At 44.2% G+C, this 17,767-nt stretch carries 16 protein-coding genes; 9 read left to right on the forward strand and 7 right to left on the reverse strand.

Annotation, left to right across the window (positions count from 1 at the left end; genetic code table 11):
- Positions 1–10 precede the first annotated feature (10 nt).
- A complete protein-coding gene (locus tag DIU38_RS26230) occupies positions 11–1,765 on the reverse strand; it encodes a M61 family metallopeptidase (RefSeq protein ID WP_112656538.1) in 1,755 nt (584 codons plus the stop codon).
- Positions 1,766–1,948: 183 nt separating this feature from the next.
- On the opposite strand from DIU38_RS26230, the gene DIU38_RS26235 reads away from it, so the two are divergent.
- The 8 genes from DIU38_RS26235 to DIU38_RS26270 all read left to right on the forward strand — a co-directional run bounded on the left by DIU38_RS26235 (position 1,949) and on the right by DIU38_RS26270 (position 11,084).
- On the forward strand, positions 1,949–2,416 hold the full coding sequence (locus DIU38_RS26235) for a MarR family winged helix-turn-helix transcriptional regulator (protein WP_112656437.1): 468 nt from the start codon (positions 1,949–1,951) through the stop codon (positions 2,414–2,416).
- A gap of 7 nt (positions 2,417–2,423) precedes the next feature.
- Positions 2,424–3,506 (forward strand): efflux RND transporter periplasmic adaptor subunit, encoded by a 1,083-nt coding sequence (locus tag DIU38_RS26240; RefSeq protein WP_112656435.1) that lies wholly within the window; start codon positions 2,424–2,426, stop codon positions 3,504–3,506.
- A 6-nt stretch (positions 3,507–3,512) separates the two neighbouring features.
- Positions 3,513–6,671 (forward strand): efflux RND transporter permease subunit, encoded by a 3,159-nt coding sequence (locus DIU38_RS26245; protein WP_112656433.1) that lies wholly within the window; start codon positions 3,513–3,515, stop codon positions 6,669–6,671.
- Between the two features lie 6 nt (positions 6,672–6,677).
- The gene (locus tag DIU38_RS26250; protein WP_243770655.1) at positions 6,678–8,000 is read left to right on the forward strand and encodes a TolC family protein; all 1,323 of its coding nucleotides are present in this window, start codon (positions 6,678–6,680) and stop codon (positions 7,998–8,000) included.
- Between the two features lie 41 nt (positions 8,001–8,041).
- On the forward strand, positions 8,042–8,422 hold the full coding sequence (locus tag DIU38_RS26255) for a response regulator (protein WP_091176071.1): 381 nt from the start codon (positions 8,042–8,044) through the stop codon (positions 8,420–8,422).
- The gene (locus DIU38_RS26260) at positions 8,419–9,285 is read left to right on the forward strand and encodes an N-acetylglucosamine kinase (protein ID WP_112656431.1); all 867 of its coding nucleotides are present in this window, start codon (positions 8,419–8,421) and stop codon (positions 9,283–9,285) included. The genes DIU38_RS26255 and DIU38_RS26260 overlap by 4 nt, the downstream gene beginning before the upstream one ends.
- A gap of 367 nt (positions 9,286–9,652) precedes the next feature.
- A complete protein-coding gene (locus tag DIU38_RS26265) occupies positions 9,653–10,402 on the forward strand; it encodes an SDR family NAD(P)-dependent oxidoreductase (protein WP_112656429.1) in 750 nt (249 codons plus the stop codon).
- A 100-nt stretch (positions 10,403–10,502) separates the two neighbouring features.
- Entirely contained in the window at positions 10,503–11,084 is a 582-nt protein-coding gene (locus DIU38_RS26270) for a TetR/AcrR family transcriptional regulator (protein WP_112656427.1), read from the forward strand.
- A 19-nt stretch (positions 11,085–11,103) separates the two neighbouring features.
- Here the strand turns inward: DIU38_RS26270 and lnt are convergent, their stop codons facing one another.
- Positions 11,104–12,738, reverse strand: a complete 1,635-nt coding sequence (gene lnt / locus DIU38_RS26275; protein WP_112656425.1) for an apolipoprotein N-acyltransferase — start codon at positions 12,736–12,738, stop codon at positions 11,104–11,106.
- Positions 12,739–12,890: 152 nt separating this feature from the next.
- Positions 12,891–13,619, reverse strand: coding sequence for a 16S rRNA (cytidine(1402)-2'-O)-methyltransferase (gene rsmI / locus DIU38_RS26280; RefSeq protein WP_112656423.1), 729 nt, complete (start codon positions 13,617–13,619; stop codon positions 12,891–12,893).
- 119 nt (positions 13,620–13,738) lie between these two features.
- Between rsmI and serS the strand changes: the two genes are divergently transcribed.
- Complete coding sequence (gene serS / locus DIU38_RS26285; RefSeq protein ID WP_090533497.1) at positions 13,739–15,010, forward strand: serine--tRNA ligase; 1,272 nt, start codon at positions 13,739–13,741, stop codon at positions 15,008–15,010.
- Between the two features lie 86 nt (positions 15,011–15,096).
- Here the strand turns inward: serS and DIU38_RS26290 are convergent, their stop codons facing one another.
- The 4 genes from DIU38_RS26290 to DIU38_RS26305 all read right to left on the reverse strand — a co-directional run bounded on the left by DIU38_RS26290 (position 15,097) and on the right by DIU38_RS26305 (position 17,699).
- Complete coding sequence (locus tag DIU38_RS26290) at positions 15,097–16,038, reverse strand: nitrilase family protein (protein WP_112656534.1); 942 nt, start codon at positions 16,036–16,038, stop codon at positions 15,097–15,099.
- Positions 16,039–16,109: 71 nt separating this feature from the next.
- Entirely contained in the window at positions 16,110–16,919 is an 810-nt protein-coding gene (locus tag DIU38_RS26295; RefSeq protein ID WP_112656421.1) for a helix-turn-helix domain-containing protein, read from the reverse strand.
- Between the two features lie 68 nt (positions 16,920–16,987).
- Positions 16,988–17,296: a DUF2752 domain-containing protein gene (locus DIU38_RS26300; RefSeq protein WP_243770653.1), complete on the reverse strand. Its 309-nt coding sequence runs from the start codon at positions 17,294–17,296 to the stop codon at positions 16,988–16,990.
- Positions 17,289–17,699 carry a DUF4199 domain-containing protein gene (locus DIU38_RS26305; protein WP_112656419.1) on the reverse strand — a complete coding sequence of 137 codons (411 nt, stop codon included), beginning with the start codon at positions 17,697–17,699 and terminating at the stop codon, positions 17,289–17,291. Before DIU38_RS26305 ends, DIU38_RS26300 begins: the two co-directional genes overlap by 8 nt.
- Between the last annotated feature and the right edge of the window lie 68 nt (positions 17,700–17,767).

Consider the following 17,767-nt stretch of genomic DNA (forward strand, 5'->3'; position numbering starts at 1 on the left):
AAAAGCAATGTTATATGCTTAACCACTTTTTCCTAACAACCATTTGCTGTTCGGTGGGGCTATCAACAGTAACAATATTGTATTTAACGCGGTTGCTTTTCAGCAGGGTAACCGGTAAGGTCATAGCTTGTCCGTCGCGGGTTACTGTAACTTCAATTTTATCTCCTGGGTTTTTACCATTGATGAGGGTTGCGGCATCAGTAACCGGGGTGCCATCGATGGCGGTGATTTCGTCGTTTACGTTAATGCCATCAATATAAGCGGCAGTACCGCGTTGCACACCGGTAACAATAATTTTTTTAGCTGCGGTTGTTGTGGTAGTGATACCTAAGGCAGCATCGTTTTTATCGGCCAGTTCATCCTCTACCTTATAACCGGCATAACCTAAGTATTTATTATAATCGATAGGGGTTAGACCGTTGATGTATTTGGCATAAAAATCATCCAGTTTTTTACCTGCAAATTTTTCAAAGGCTGCTTTAAACTCAGCATCGGTATAACCGCGCTTTTTGATTTTATAATACTGGGTGTACATGTACTTCATGGCATCATCTAACGAGTATTTGCCTTTGCTGTCGTTGATGATCTCCAGATCGAGCATCATACCAATGATTGCCCCTTTGTTGTAGTATGAAATAGTAGTATTGTTAGAGTTTTCGTTAGGGCGGTAAGCTTTGATCCAGGCATCAAAGCTTGATTCGGCAACGGTTTGTACATTTTTTCCGGGTAGGTTTTCCAAAACATTGAACTCGCCCTCCAAAACATCAAAATAATTCTGAACCGGGAACAGTTGCGTACGGCGTACAATGATACCCTGGTAGTACTCGGTAAAACCTTCGGCTATCCACAAATTGGTAGTATAGTTTTCATTGTCATAATCAAAAGGGCCTAACACAATCGGGCGCAGGCGTTTCACGTTCCATAAGTGAAAATGCTCGTGGGCAACAAGGCCTAAAAAGCTTTGATATCCTTTATCGTTGGTGTAGTTGTCGCGAGATGCTCCTAAAACTGTCGAGCTCAGGTGCTCCAAACCACCACCATTACGTTGGCGGTTATGTACAATAAATACATAGTGTTTATTAGGGTTTTCGCCAAAAACGGCCGCTTCCTGGTCTACAATTTTGTGGATATCGGCTTTTAATTTTTCCTTATCATAATTGCCGCCGCCGTACATGCAAATTTCATAATGAACACCAGATGCATCAAATCCAAAAACATCCTGGTTGCCTACTTCAATTGGCGAATCGAACAGGATATCGAAGCTTGGTGATAAACGGGTAAAAGGATCATTATTTACCATATCGAGGCTTGTTGAAACTTTATCCCAGTTTTTGTAGGGTTTGATATGTATAACAGCCGGCGAGTGCAGCATATTGGCCGGATAGATGAAAATACCGGTGGTTGAAAGGAAGCCGTGTGATGCATCGATAAAACTGGTGCGAACTGAAAGCTCAAAAGCGTAAACCCTGTATTTTACCGTTACCGACGAAATTCCTTTTGTAACAATTTGCCAGGTATTCTTATTGATTTTGGGTGCTGCAATGGGTTTGCCGTTAGCTTCAGCAGTTAATGACTCGACGTTTTTTGCGAACTCGCGTACCAGGTATGAACCAGGTGTCCATACCGGCATTTTAAGCTCAAGGGTGTTTTGCTGAAGGCTGGTAATATGCATTTCAATATCAGCATAATGGGCCTGGGCTTCAGGAAACGAAACATTGTAGGTAATCTGAGCGTTGGCGGCGGCCTTGCTGATGGTAGTACTCATAATAAAAAGCGTTAAAAAAAATAGCGTGCGTAGGTTGGTCAGTTTCATGGCCGCAATTTATAAAATATTATATAATCAGTTATGTATGTGGCGTTACAGTGCCCTAAACACCGTTGTAAAATGGTTGATACATACAACTATTGTTGATATTATGCTATTAGTTTTACACCGATTTTTAAATAAATGGAACTGATTGAACCTATTTCGCGCAAGCTGATACGCTTAGGTAAACTGTACCTTAATGTACTGGTAAAGCATACCGTTCACCTGGATGTTACCCGGTATCATTACATACTTTCGCTCATTTACTTTCATGACGGGCAACTTACCCAAAACGCGCTGGCAAACCTGCTGGGCAAGGATAAATCGGCCATGGTAAGCATCATTAACCTGCTTACCGCAAAAGGCTTTGTTTACCGCGAAAACAACCCGAACGACAGGCGGCAGCAATTGCTCCACGTTACCGATAAGGCAAAACTGGCCGTTCCGCAGATCATTGAAACGTTTGAAGCCATCAACGCGGATATTACCGAAGGCATATCCGAAGCCGATATGCAGGTATTTGAAAGCGTACTTACCCGCATGCATAAAAATTTAAAACCATTGATATCACCCGAAACAACCCTACAAGCTAAATCACACACGGATTAAACAAAGTATGAAAACGAAATATATTATTTACACGGCGCTGGCCCTGCTGGTTGCCTATTTAATTTACAATAAATTTTTTAGCGAAGGGGCAAAGAAATCGGCCGCGGCTATGGCTTCGGGTAAGGGCGATAAGAAAAAAGGTGGTGCCCCGGTAGGTGTTAAAGTAATGATAGTTAAAGATACTGCCGTAAACAATATTATTGATATTACCGGCACCATTGATGCCAATGAAAAGGTAAGCCTGATAAGCCAAACAGCAGGTAATATTACCGGGATCTATTTTAATGAAGGCACTAAAGTAACAAAGGGCCAGTTGCTGGTTAAAGTGTACAACCAGGACTTGGAAGCCTCATTGCAGCAAAACCAGTACCAGGTGGCATTGGCAAAACAACAGGAAAGCCGCAACCGTCAGTTGCTTCAAAAAGAAGCCATTAGCCAGGAGGAATATGATACTTCATTAACTTCATTAAACTCGTTAAAAGCTGCCGCAAATGTAATTAAGGCGCAGATTGCCCGTACCGAGATCCGGGCGCCGTTTTCAGGGACTATCGGTTTAAGGAATGTCAGCCCGGGCAGTTACCTCTCGCCATCATCGCCTATTGCCGATCTGGTTAATATCGATCCGGCAAAAGTAACTTTTGCTGTGCCTGAAAGGTACCTTTCTATACTTGGCCCCGGCAGTAAGATCAGGTTCAAAACAGAAAGCTCGATGGAGAGTTTCGTGGGTACGGTATATGCTATTGACCCTTCAATTGATGCAAGCTCACGCACTATTACCGTGCGCGCTAAGGCACCCAATCCTAAAGGGATCCTTACCGCGGGCAGCTTTGCCAAGATCAATTTAACGCTTGATCAAATTCCTAAAACCATTTTGCTGCCAACAGAGGCGGTTATTCCAGATTTGAAAAGCAGCCTGGTTTGGATCTACCACAATGGTAAAGCCATGTCAAAACCGGTAAAAACAGATCTGCGTACTGATACAAAGATCCAGGTCATTGAAGGCTTAAAGCCTGGCGACAGTGTGGTAGTATCGGGACTGATCCAAATGCGGCCAAAAGTGCCTTTGAAAATTTTAAAAGTTATTAAATAAACCAATATGAGTTTATCCTCAGTAAGTATTAAGCGGCCGGTATTGGCAACAGTAATGTCTGTGGTTATTGTTGTATTTGGTATTATCGGCTATAAGTTTTTGGGCGTGAGGGATTTTCCTTCGGTCGACCCTCCCATTATCTCGGTATCAACCAGTTACTCCGGTGCCAATGCCGATGTAATTGAATCGCAGATCACAGAGCCGCTTGAAAAATCTATCAACGGTGTGCCTGGCATCCGTAACATATCGTCAACCAGTTCGGTTGGGCAAAGCAATATCACTGTTGAGTTTGACCTTGATGCCGACCTGGAAACCGCTGCAAACGACGTGCGCGATAAAGTGGGCCAGGCACAGCGCCAGCTACCGCAGGATATTAACGCCCCGCCGGTAGTAACCAAAGCCGATGCCAGCGCCGACCAAATCATTACCCTTACCGTTAGCAGTGACACCCGTAACATCAACCAGCTGGATGATTATGCAGAAAATGTGCTGCTGGAAGGCTTGCAAACCATCCCTGGTGTAAGTACCATTAACGTACAGGGACAGCGCCAGTATGCTATGCGCCTATGGATAGACCCTACCAAGCTATCGGCACTTGGCGTTACTGCTACCGACATTGGTGCGGCTTTAGCTAAAGAAAACGTAGAGTTGCCTGCCGGTAAAATTGAGGGTAATAATACCGAAGTTACCATCAGGGCTTTGGGCAAACTGGCAACTGAAAAAGATTTTAACAACCTCATTATCCGTGCCGATAGCAACAGGGTGATCAGGCTGAGTGATATTGGCTATGCTGTGTTGGGCTCGGCAAACGAGGAAACCATATTTAAAGAGTCGGGGGTGCCGATGGTTGGTCTGGCACTGGTGCCGCAGCCGGGAGCTAATTATGTACAGATAGCCAAGGATTTTTATACACGTTTAGAACAAATTAAAAAAGATCTTCCGCCCGATATTTCGGTGAAAGTGGCTTTGGATAATACGAGGTTCATTAACCAGTCGATATCTGAGGTGCAGGAAACGCTGATCGTAGCCTTTGTACTGGTGGTAATTATCATCTACCTTTTCTTTCGCGATTGGCTGATAGCTTTCCGCCCGCTGATAGATATCCCGGTATCATTGATCGGTGCTTTCTTTATTATGTACATCTTCGGGTTTTCTATTAATATCTTAACCCTTTTGGGGATAGTACTGGCAACGGGCCTGGTGGTGGATGACGGTATTGTGGTAACAGAAAATATCTATAAGAAGGTAGAGGCGGGCATGGCGATCCGTAAAGCGGCATTTGAAGGTTCGGCCGAGATCTTTTTCGCGGTAGTATCCACATCGGTTACGCTGGCAGCCGTGTTTTTACCTATCGTGTTTTTACAGGGTTTCACCGGCCGTTTGTTCCGCGAGTTTGCGGTAGTAGTGGCCGGCGCTGTGTTGATATCGGCATTCGTGTCCCTGTCATTAACACCGATGCTTAACGTAAAGCTGATTCGCAAAAGCCAAAAGAAATCAAGGTTTTATGAAAGAACGGAGCCGTTCTTCATTAATATGACCACTTCATATACCGAATCGCTCATTAAGTTCATGAAGCGCAAATGGGTATCATTTACCATTCTTGGGGCATCTTTGGTTATTATCGGCATCCTGGTAAAAGTTATTCCATCCGAGCTTGCCCCGCTTGATGATCGTAGTTTGCTCCGTTACAGCGTTACTGGTTCGGAAGGCGCAACCTATGAGTACATGACCCGGTATATGGATAAGGTATCTAACCTGGTTGCAGATTCAATTCCGGAGGCTAATGTTAACCTTGAAATTGTTTCGCCATCATTTGGCGGCGGCGGTGCTTCAAATACAGGCTTTGGAAGGGTAGGGCTTGTTGGTCCGGATGAACGAAAACGGACCCAGCAGGAACTTGCCGACTGGCTGAATGGTAAATTACGCAAAATGCCCGATGCGCGTGCCATTGTGGTGCAGGAGCAAACTATCAGTGGCGGTGGTTCCGGATCAAAAACATCATTACCTGTACAGTATGTTATCCAGAACCAGGATTTTGAAAAGATCCGCAAGGTGCTGCCAACGTTTTTTGCCGAGGTATCCAAAAGCCCGGTTTTCCAGGGAACGGACGTTAACCTGAAATTTACCAAACCCGAGTTACGCGTGGTTACCGACCGTGAACGTGCCCGTGACTTAGGTGTTTCGGTTGATGATATTGCCCAAACGTTGCAACTGTATTATAGCGCCGGCCGGCTCGACTACTTCCTGATAAACGGTAAGCAATACCAGGTAATAGCACAGGTTGACCGCGCTAACCGCGATCAGCCGCTTGATCTGAAATCAATTTATGTGCGCAGCTCAAAAGGAACTTTGGTTCAACTGGATAACGTAGTTAAAACCTCTGAGGGCGCCACGCCTCCGGCCATCTATCATTTTAACCGTTATAAATCGGCAACACTTTCGGCCGGGCTTGCTCCGGGTTATACCGTAGGCGATGGTATCAAGGAAATGGACAGGATCTCCAAAAGCTTACTTGACGATACTTTTAGTACCGCGCTAAGCGGCCCCTCACGTGACTATGCCGAAGGTTCGTCAAACATTCTTTTTGCTTTTGGCTTTGCCTTGCTGCTGATCTACCTGGTACTGGCGGCCCAGTTTGAAAGCTTTATGGACCCGCTTATCGTGATGCTCACTGTGCCGCTGGCTATTTCGGGCGCGTTTTTGTCGCTGTGGCTGTTTAATCAAACCCTTAATATTTTCAGCGAGATCGGGATCATCACCCTTGTAGGGCTGGTAACTAAAAACGGTATTCTTATCGTGGAGTTTGCAAACCAACGGATGGAACAGGGCGTAGCCAAATACGAGGCAGTTATTGAAGCGGCAACGGCGCGTTTACGCCCAATATTAATGACCAGCCTGGCCGTGGTGCTTGGTGCCGTGCCTATTGCGTTTGCGCTGGGCGCCGGTGCAAAAAGCCGTGTTTCATTAGGTATTGTGATTATGGGCGGGATGCTGTTTTCGTTGGTGTTAACGCTTTATATTATCCCGATGATGTACCTGTTGCTGGCTGCTAAGACCCGTAAAGACCATGACCATAACCCTGAGGACCTGGCTGCCGAAGCTGAAATAGCCGAAGCTGCCCGTCACCCGCACCCTCAAGAACCTAAACTGATCGAAAACTTGTAACGTAATATGATGATCAAGAAAATAGCCTGCCTGGTTTGTTGTTTCGCTATGATATCAACCATGGCCTTAGCCCAGCAGGATGCGCCCTTACTTACTTTAAAAGATGCGGTTGAAATAGCACTGAAAAACAACTACAATATCAAGTTGTCGCAAAACAATTCAACCATAGCATCAAATAATGTTACACTTGGTAATGCCGGGATCTTGCCGGTGGTTACCGGCGACTTTAATGACAATAACAGTCGCCAAACAACCAAGCAAACCCGCAATGATGGTACGGTTAACAATATCCGCAATGCCAAAAACTCCAATAACAATTATGGGGTAAACCTTAACTGGACAATTTTTGATGGCTTTGCCATGTTTGCAAATTATGACCAGCTAAAGCAGATGGATAAACTGGGTGTGCTGCAATTACAGGATACCGTACAAAGAACAGTGGCCAGCGTTATCGATACTTATTATAATTTGATCAGCCAGAACGAACAGATCAAGGCATTGAAAGGAGCTATTGATATTTCCCGCACGCAGTTACGCATTGCCAATGATAAGTTTGCAGTAGGAAGGGCTTCGCGATTGGAAGTGTTGAATGCCCAGGTAAACCTGAATACGGATACCGGCAACCTGGTGATCCAGTACCAGCAATTCAAGACAACCAAAATACAACTTAATCAGTTACTGATCCGCGATCTGCAAACCGATTTTTCTGTTGCCGATACTATTATAGTTGATGAAAAACTGGCACTGGCCGATGTGCTCAACAACGCGCAGCTTCAAAACCCGGCAATACTATCGGCACAAATAAACCAGCGCCTGGCCGAGATCAACCTTAAACAGGTGCGGGCTACACGGTATCCGCAGGTGGGGCTAACATCGGGCTATACCTTTACCAACAGCAAAACACCGGCAGGGTTTACCTTGTCGCAAAATGTACATGGCTTTAATTACGGCCTCACTGCAAGCATCAATATTTTTAACGGCTTTAACCAAAACAGGCGCGAAAAAAATGCGAAAATCCAGATTGACAATGCCGGCATTGCTGCCAAACAAACCAAACTGGATATTGAAAGCCAGATCAACAGCTTGTTTGTGGCATACCTTTCGGGCCTTGACCTGGTAAAACTGGAAGAAGCCAATGTAAACCTTAACAAAAAAAACCTGGATATTACGCTTGATAAATATAAGTTAGGTAACATTACCCCGCTTGAGGTAAGGGAAGCACAGCGTAACTATCTTGACGCGCAATCAAAATTCTTTGCCGCGCAATATCAAAGCAAACAGGCCGAGATCATGTTAAAACAGATAACAAACAGTATTAACATCAAATAAAAAATATTTTAATAGTAAGTTTAAAAACTTATTTTTGAATCATGACCGCGCCTTTCAAAACCTGTATGCTTATTGATGATAACTACATTGATAGCTTTATAACGCGCCGGGTTTTGGAAAGCAGCAACTTTGCCGAAAATATTATTGTGCGTCAATCGCCAATGGAGGCCATTGAGTCGTTAAAAAGCGGATCGGTAAACCCCGACGTTATTTTTTTAGATATCAGGATGCCAATAATGACGGGTTTTGAGTTTCTGCACGAATTTGCCGGTTTGGATATCGCTAAAAAAGGAATAAAAATATATATGTTATCGTCATCACTTGATCCTACCGATATCAGGGACTCGGAAGATAATAAGCATATTACACAGTTTATCCATAAGCCACTTACTGTTAAAGCGCTTGAAGAAATTTGTCAATGATCTTAGTTGCAGATAGCGGATCATCAAAAACCGATTGGCTGCTGACCGTTTCAGACCAGGAAACCCGTTCGTTCCTTACTGCCGGGCTAAACCCGTATTTTTTAACCGAAAAAGAGATAGCCCGTATCATCCTTGAACAGGCCCCGGATATGGTTGCGCTTGCCGCAGAGATCTCTGAGATATATTTTTTTGGTGCCGGGTGCAGCAGCCCCGACCGGCACGAAATTGTATCAAATGCCCTGAGCACGCATTTTAATAAAGCCTATATCAGTGTTGACAGCGATTTGCTTGGATGCGCTTATGCAACCTGTGGTCATGAAAAAGGCATTTGTTGTGTGCTGGGAACCGGCAGTAACATCTCTTTTTTTGATGGTGAAGACATTTACGATGGACAGCATGGCCTTGGTTTTGTTTTGGGCGATGAAGGCTCAGGCACCTGGTTTGGCAAAAAGCTGATCACTGATTTTTTATATGGTAATATGCCGTATGATATCAGCCAGCAATTTGATAAGGCCTACCACCTGAACAAGGAGATCGTGATCAAAAATGTGTATCAAAAGCCGAATGCCAATACTTACCTGGCATCATTCAGTAAGTTTGTAAGCGAAATAAAGGCCACAGAATACGGGCATTCCATGCTGGTTGATGGGTTGGTGGAGTTTATTGAAACCAATATTAAATCGTACCCCGAGTATCATAAATATAAATGCCACTTTGTTGGCTCCATAGCTTATTCATTTTCTGAAGAGCTTGTCTCTCTCTGTCACCTGCACGGCGTAAAAACCGGCAAGATCATCAAACACCCCATCAATGACCTGATGGCCTTTATCCTGAAAAGGAATGAAATGGCAACGGAGGAGTAATTTGAATTATACCCATACAAGATTAAAAAGCACCTGTCATTCTGAGTAATTAAATCCGGCGAACTCTGAAGGTAAAATGACGTCTCCACCATCCGTCATGCTGAACTTGTTTCAGCACCTCATTTGCTAAGTATACTTCATGCGGCTTGTCCTGTGGGTTCCCGAAACAAGTTCGGGATGACACCAATTTTTAGCTATGATGGACAATTGTATTGTTGGATTGACAAATCTGTATTACGCCCGCCAGCGTATTTACCCCCCTTCATTTGTCATCCCAGCCTAATAAAAATTAATTCGGGAATGATTGTTCCAAAATGAGTTTATATTTGTGGAACGATTGATCCAAATTAAATTAATCTTCCAGAAAATGAAAAAATTAGAAAACAAGGTTGCAGTAGTAACAGGAGCTTCAAAAGGTATTGGCGCAGGTATAGCTAAAAGCCTGGCTTCAGCAGGTGCAGCAGTAGTAGTAAATTATGCATCAGATAAAAACGGTGCTGATAAAGTGGTTGCCGAAATTACCGCCGAAGGCGGCAAAGCTATCGCCGTACAAGGCAGCGTGGCAAAGAAGGCCGATGTTGACCGTCTTTTTGCCGAAACCAAAGAAGCTTTTGGCGGTGTTGATGTTTTGGTTAACAACGCAGGTGTATACCAGTTTACACCGATAGAGGCAGTTACCGAAGAAGAATTTCACCGCCAGTTTGATATAAACGTACTTGGCTTATTACTTGCTACCCAGGGAGCGGTAAATAGCTTTGGTGATAAAGGCGGCAGCATAATCAACATAAGTTCAACTGTAACCCGTATTACTCCTCCGCAAAGTGCTATTTATACAGGTACTAAAGGTGCGGTTGATTCTATTACACAGGTTTTGTCAAAAGAGCTTGGTCCTAAAAAGATCCGCGTAAACGCTATTAACCCGGGCATGGTTGAAACAGAGGGTACACATACTGCAGGGTTTATCGGCAGTGATTTTCAAGCACAAATTGAAAGCACCACGCCGCTTGGCCGTATCGGTCAGCCGGATGATATTGCACCTGTTGCCGTATTCCTGGCATCTGATGATTCACGCTGGTTAACCGGCGAAATTATCCTTGCAAGTGGTGGGGTAAGATAATTATGCCGGTAAAGCCCGTTAAGCACAAACGGGGTATAAGACTAAACAATTAATTAAAAATGAATAGCTTTGCCTGCAAAACGGGTAAAGCTTTTCTGTTATGGCACGAAGTAAAGATTTTGATGAAGCCGAGGTATTGAGCAAGGCCGTTTGCATTTTTTGGCATAAGGGCTACAATGGCACGTCTATGCAGGATTTGGTTGACGGCCTTGGCATAAGTCGCTCGAGCCTGTATGATACTTTTGGTGATAAGCACGCTTTATACATTAAAGCTTTGGATAGCTATCAAAAGGCAGGTGGAAACCAGATGTGTGATATTATCAATAATTCAGCATCGGCCAAAGAGGCTATACAAAAGCTTTTAGAGCTTACCATGCGCGATTTGCTGAACGACGAGCAACGTAAAGGTTGTTTCATGGTAAATGCCGAGATTGAACTGGCACCACATGATGTTGAAGTTAAGAATGTAGTATGCCGAAATGAGCAGCAGTTTGAAGATGCCATTCTTCAGGCCATAAAAAAAGGACAGGCAAGCGGTGAGGTTCGTAACTCCCAGGATTCCCTTGCGCTGGCCCGGTTCATCATGAATGCGGTAAGAGGCATGCAGGTTTCTGCCAAAGCCACAGCCGACAAGGCTTTTTTTGATGATATTATAAAAACCACCCTGTCTGTACTTGATTAGCCATTTAGGGGTTGAGTTTTCAAACCGTTAAGGTTTGCTTCTTCCTCAATCTCATCCCCAGTAAAAATAATATGCCAATGCCTGCAAATATACTGCCGGCCTGCGGGATATAATCGCCGTGTTTAACATAAAAGGTGAGCTCACTATTAAGGTTGATATCTTGCTTGATCGAGGTTTTAGTCCACCATTCTGTATGTTTAACCACATCGCCGCGCTGGTTGATAAACCCGGAAATACCGGTATTGGCCGACTGACAAACCCAGCGGCGGGTTTCGATAGCCCGAAGTTTGGCATAATCTAAATGCTGGTCCTTGCCCGAGGTGTTTTCCCACCAGCCATCGTTAGTAATAATGGCGATGAACTGAGCCCCTTTTTTAACTGAGCGGGCAATGTAACCTCCCCATATGGATTCATAGCAAATAACCGGATCGACCCCGATACCGCTTTGCGAATAAAGTACTTTTGCATCCTTTTCAGGAGCGTAGTTACCGGTAGCGCCGCCTAAATGTTCAAATACAGGTTTCAGGAATGAGAGCGCATCGCCAAAAGGCAGTGATTCGGCCCCGGGGACTAACCGTGACTTATGGTAAGTTTGAATCCTGTCGCCATTTTCAATATTGAGAGCTGTGCTGTAAAAGTCTGCGAACTGGTCGCCGCCCCATGGTGAGGGAATTGCTGTTGGTGTTGCCCTGTTGTTATATAGCCTGTATGTTTCGGCCCCAGTAACCAGGTTGCCATTAGGATATTTCCGTAAAAAAATCTGGGCCTGCTTAATAAAATCATTTTGGCCTATCTGTTCCTCGTTGATATAAACAGGCGCGGGGATAGCTGTTTCGGGCCATATAAAAAATTCGGTATTGGGTTGGGCCACCTGTCTTGAAAGCTGGATCAGGATATCAAGTTGTGAAGCAGGGGGAATGGTACCATCTTTCTCGTACGGATCTATATTGGGCTGGGCAATGACGATGTTTGATGGGTTTACTTCTTCAACATAGTTATGATAAACCGATAATGAATAGCCAAGAGGCACTGTTACAACAATTACAATCGCCATGATCAATGCCATTCTGTGGCGTTTGGTCTGACCTTCGCGAAGGCTTGTATAAATTAAAAAAGCCAGGATATTTACAACCCAGATCCATAAAGTGCCGCCGTATACGCCGGTATATTCATACCATTGAACCCATTGATGCGATACGGCAAAACCGTTACCAAGCGTCATCCACGGAAAGTAGAGGTCCCAGCTTTGGTGCAGGTATTCATACCCGATCCAGAAGCAAACTAAACCAATTAGCGCAACCCAGCGAGGGGCAACCAGTCTAAACCGGTAATACAGCCAGATAGCCGTCGCCATCAACAACGGCCCAAGCGAATAGGGGATAAGGGTAATGGGTATGGCCACAATCTCCCCCACTATTTTAAGTGCATTATAAACCCAGTAAACAGATAATGAGTTCCAGATAAAAAAGCCGATAAAAGTTACATTAAATACCCGTTTGCCTTTTTTAGGCTTATCATCATTAATAATGTTTTCAATGGCCAGCAGCATAGGCACAAAGCCAATGAAAAGTAAAAACGTAGTATAAGGAGTAGGTGGCCAGGCTATCCATAAAAACAAGCCAGATAGTATGGCTAATGGTAGATTTTTTTTCATGTAGAGTGACAAGAATTATGCTGTTGTCGCTTATATTTAAAATTGTAAAATGTCATTGCGAGCGTAGCGTGGCAATCGCACGGAAGCAAAGCAATTCTGGATAGCATGCGATTGCTTCGTGCCTGGCAATGACATGCGGGAGAGTTGAAGTTTTAATCTTCTTCCTCATCCCTTTCATATTTCCCTTTTGCCGGTTTAGCCGCTGCGCCGGCCACGCACATCACAAACTCGCCTTTCATGGGGTGCGTTTCAAAGTATTGTTTTACTTCAACTACAGTGCCACGTACGGTTTCTTCAAACATTTTGGTAAGCTCGCGGGATACCGAGATCTGCCTGTCGGCCCCAAAATAGGTGGCCATTTCATCCAGTGTTTTTAACAAACGGTGGGGCGACTCATATAGTATGATGGTCCGCTCCTCTTCGGCCAGAAACTTGTACCGGGTTTGACGGCCTTTTTTTAATGGCAAAAATCCCTCGAAACAAAACTTGTCGGTAGGAAAGCCCGAATTTACCAGGGCCGGCACAAATGCGGTAGCGCCTGGCAGACATTCCACAGCGATATTAAATTTTAAAGCCTCGCGTACCAGAAAAAAGCCCGGATCGGAAATAGCCGGTGTGCCTGCATCCGAAATGAGCGCGATATTTTTCCCCTGCAGTAAAAACTTAATGATCTCGTTGCTTGATTGATGTTCGTTATGCTGATGATGAGCAAATACCTTTTGATGAATCTCGAAGTGTTTCAACATCGGGGCGGAGGTACGGGTATCCTCTGCCAGTATCAGATCAACCTCTTTCAACACGCGGATAGCCCTGAAGGTCATATCCTCCAAATTACCTATCGGGGTGGGGACTAAATATAGTTTGCCTATGGGATTGTTCATGTTGTTTTTAGTGGCAGTTGCAGCAGGCAGTTGCAGTTATCTGGTCATGTTTTAAAAAAAACTGCCGCTGCTACTTAAAACTGCTACTTAAAAAATATCTTTGCCTAAAAAATAAAATAATGCTGCAAGTTAGTTATATCCGTGATAACCGGGAACAGGTTTTGGAACGTTTAGCTGTAAAAAATTTTAAACAGCCCCAACTGGTTGATGAAATAATTGAACTGGACGACAAACGTCGCTCCACTCAAACCAGCATGGATAATGTTTCGGCCGAGGCCAATGCAGCTGCAAAACAAATAGGCGAGCTGATGCGTGCCGGTAAAAAAGAAGAAGCTGAAGGCCTTAAGGGCAAAACCGGCGCATGGAAAGAAGAGATCAAAAAGCTCGGCGACCTGCTTACCATTACCGAAGAGGAACTTTACCAGAAACTGGTATTGCTGCCCAACCTGCCACATAGTTCAGTACCCAAAGGCTTAACTCCTGAAGACAATGAGGTGGTATTGGAAAACGGTACCAGGCCCGAATTACCTGCCGATGCTTTACCACACTGGGAGCTCGCTGCAAAATACAACCTGATTGATTTTGAACTCGGCGTTAAAATAACCGGAGCCGGTTTCCCTGTATATAAAAACAAAGGCGCTAAACTGCAACGCGCCCTGATCAATTACTTTATTGACGAAGCCGAAAAAGCAGGCTACAGCGAAGTAAGCGTGCCGCTGATGGTGAATGAAGCTTCGGGTTTCGGCACGTCACAACTGCCGGATAAAGAGGGACAGATGTACCATGTAGGTGTAGATAACCTGTACCTGATCCCTACCGCCGAGGTGCCTATTACTAACCTGTACCGTGAAGTGATATTGAAAGAAGATCAGTTACCGGTGCGTAACTGCGGGCATACGCCATGTTTCCGTCGTGAGGCAGGTTCATATGGTGCGCACGTTCGCGGACTGAACCGCCTGCACCAGTTTGATAAAGTAGAGATAGTAACCATTGCCCATCCCGATAAATCATACGAAATATTGGAGCTGATGAGCAGCCATGTACAGGGCCTGTTACAAAAATTAGGCTTACCATACCGTGTATTACGCCTTTGCGGTGGCGATATGGGTTTTGGTTCTGCCTTAACTTATGATATGGAAACCTGGAGCGCGGCACAACAACGCTGGCTGGAAGTTTCATCAGTATCAAACTTTGAAACTTTCCAGAGTAATAGGCTTAAGCTGCGTTTCCGGAATGCCGATGGTAAAACACAGTTAGCACATACGCTAAACGGCAGCGCGCTGGCCCTGCCGCGGATTGTTGCTACTTTGTTAGAGAATAACCAGACTGAAAAAGGTATTAAAGTGCCGGAAGTACTTGTGCCTTATACTAAGTTTGAGTGGATTGATTAAATTTTCTTAATTCGCCAATAATACACGCGTCATTGCGAGGTACCTCGCAATGACGTTTTTAATAATATGGCTGCCGCCCCGCCAATTCACAGCCAAACCACTTTTTGAAAGCTTTCATGTTCACGGCCGATAATATCCCGGTATAGTTCGGGCTTCCTGGCCTGGATGTAACGATAGCCGCCCGCTTTGGTTAGTTTATCGGCGGTCAGCTCGGCCAAAACTAATTCATTGTTTAATGATCTGCATTCGGCTATAATATCGCCGTAAGGATCGAGGATCATGGAGCAGCCATTTTTTAGCTGGTCATCATCCATGCCTATTGGGTTGGCGAATACTGCATAAATTGCGTTATCATATGCCCGGGCAGGTAACCATTTCATTAACCATTGCCTGCCTTTAAGACTGTCAAATTCCTGGCGAAGTAACACTGCATTTGCTTCTTTGTCTTTCCATAATTCCGGGTCAACAAAACCAGCACCCGGTCGGGTTGATGGTGTACACATAGTGACGTGCGGCATAAAAATAATCTGTGCGCCAAGCAGGGTAGTTGCCCGTACATTTTCAATTATATTATTATCATAACAAATCAGTATGCCGCATTTCCATCCATACAAATCAAATACGGTATACGCTGTGCCGGGTAAAAGATGCGGGTTGATAAAAGGGTGCAGCTTACGATGTTTGGCAACGATCCCGGTTTTGTCAGCGCATAGATATGCCTTGAACAAGTTATCATCTTTGTCCTTTTCAAACAAACCGGCCAGTATGGCAATATCGTATCGTCGGGCGTATTCTGTTAACGCAGCGATACTCGGTCCGCAGGGGATCTCTTCGGCAAGTTCAAGCATTTGTGCTTTATCAAGTTTCCGGGCAAACGTATAACCTGTTATGGAACATTCATGAAAAGCTATTGCTTGGGCACCTTGTGCCGCGGCATCCGCTGTCATTTTTTCAATAACTGATAAATTATAGGCTTTATCACCGCTTCTGTTTTCAAATTGAGCAGTGGCGATTGTTAGGTTTTCCATACGCTGATCATCTTTTTTCAAAACTACCAGGGCAATACCAAAAAGCATTGTAAAAAACCGACAAGCGCAACTTAAACGAGCGGCATAAAATTTATAGCCAACAGATGATGATTGGCTTTGTATTGAAGGGGAGTAAGGCCTGTATGCTTCCGGAAAAAATTATTAAGATGCGCCTGGTCATAATATCCGCAGGCATAACTCAATGAGCTTAGCTCTTTTATTGAAGATAGTTTTTGAAGTTGTTTAAGATAGTTTTGAAATTTAACGACGTCAATATACTTTTTAGGGGAAATACCTACCTCTTCGTCGAACTTACGCTCAAGCTGCCGTTCGGTTACAGGCATCACATCAAGTAAATTTTTAACGTTAATAATACCCTTGTTTGCGTGAATGATGTTTATGGCCCGATCCGTAATGTCTGCACGCTTTCTTTTCGAAGCCATTTTGTTCAATAAAAATTGCTCGGTAATTACCGTGGCCGCCGGGAGGTTGGCCGCGTTTGCGATTTGGTCTTCAAGATCAAAGGTTTCCTGCCCGAAAAGATCTTTTAATGGTACCGTATTGTTATTTAACTCACAGGCCGCCACACCAAGTAAGGAGAGCAAGGTATTAGGCTGCAAAACCACAATCAGCATAGCCAGCTCACCAACCGAAACAATATCGTTATAATTAGTTATTTGCCCGTATACAAAGCTGCCAGGTTGTTTGCTGGCAACGGTATGTTGTTGATTGTATTGGAGTAGCGGAGCTTTTAAATGAAACACCATCCCTGGATTACCGTCAGAAAACAGACGGTAATTCAGTGCAACACGCTGATCATGCGCTATGATTAAATAGTGCTTAACAATATCCGAAAGCAATGGATGCGGCGCTATTTGCATGGTAATGTTGCTATCGACCTCAATACTTAAAAATATAAAAAATGTTATTACTGTAAAGGTTATAAAATTTAGGTAAGGCTCTTAAACTGATTCCTTTCCAGCAGCCTCGCTTTGGTAAGTACATAAATCCGGTTAAAGATCACGGCTACGGCAGGAATGCCAAGCCAGTGGGCACGGAAAGAATTGCTGATATCGCCATGAAAAAGATAAATAATACTATGCCCTAAGCCACAGCCGGGGCACCAGCCTATGCCCATTAGCTTAAGAGGGCACAAGGTAAAGTGTGATGCTTCCGTTGGCGAGGTCATCGCCAATGAAAGCATCGCGGCTGTCCAGAACAAGAGTTCAAAATATTTTGAAAAATAACGCTTAATCAAGTTTGTTTGCTTTGTTGGTGAATAATAATGATACCGCGAAGGCGAGCAGCACCCCAACTATCAATGCACCAAAAATCCGTTCAGAAAAATCCTTTATGTTAGCCTCGGATGACGATACGTAGCTGATATAAAGTATTGAGCCGAAAACGGCGATGATGCCGCCTACAATTAATATTTTAAAACTTTGAAAAAGAGCTTCCAAAAAGCCCATCTGGCCATTACACTCGTTTTTTCGATAACTCATAATACCGAAAAAAAGCCCGATAGCCGGTATAATAAATGAAAAGTATTCGACTGGGGCCACAACGTCTTTTTGCGGCATAACGCCAAGCCGTGGCATAGCAAAGATCCAGATAATACTTAGTACGCCGATGATACCCCCTGATAACACTGCATTCTTCATAATTATATAATTAAGATTGATTTATAAATCGGTATGCGCGTTTACATACATAAATTTATCATTAAAAA

The organism is Mucilaginibacter metallidurans, assembly GCF_003286435.2.
In the GTDB taxonomy this organism is placed as follows: domain Bacteria; phylum Bacteroidota; class Bacteroidia; order Sphingobacteriales; family Sphingobacteriaceae; genus Mucilaginibacter; species Mucilaginibacter gossypii.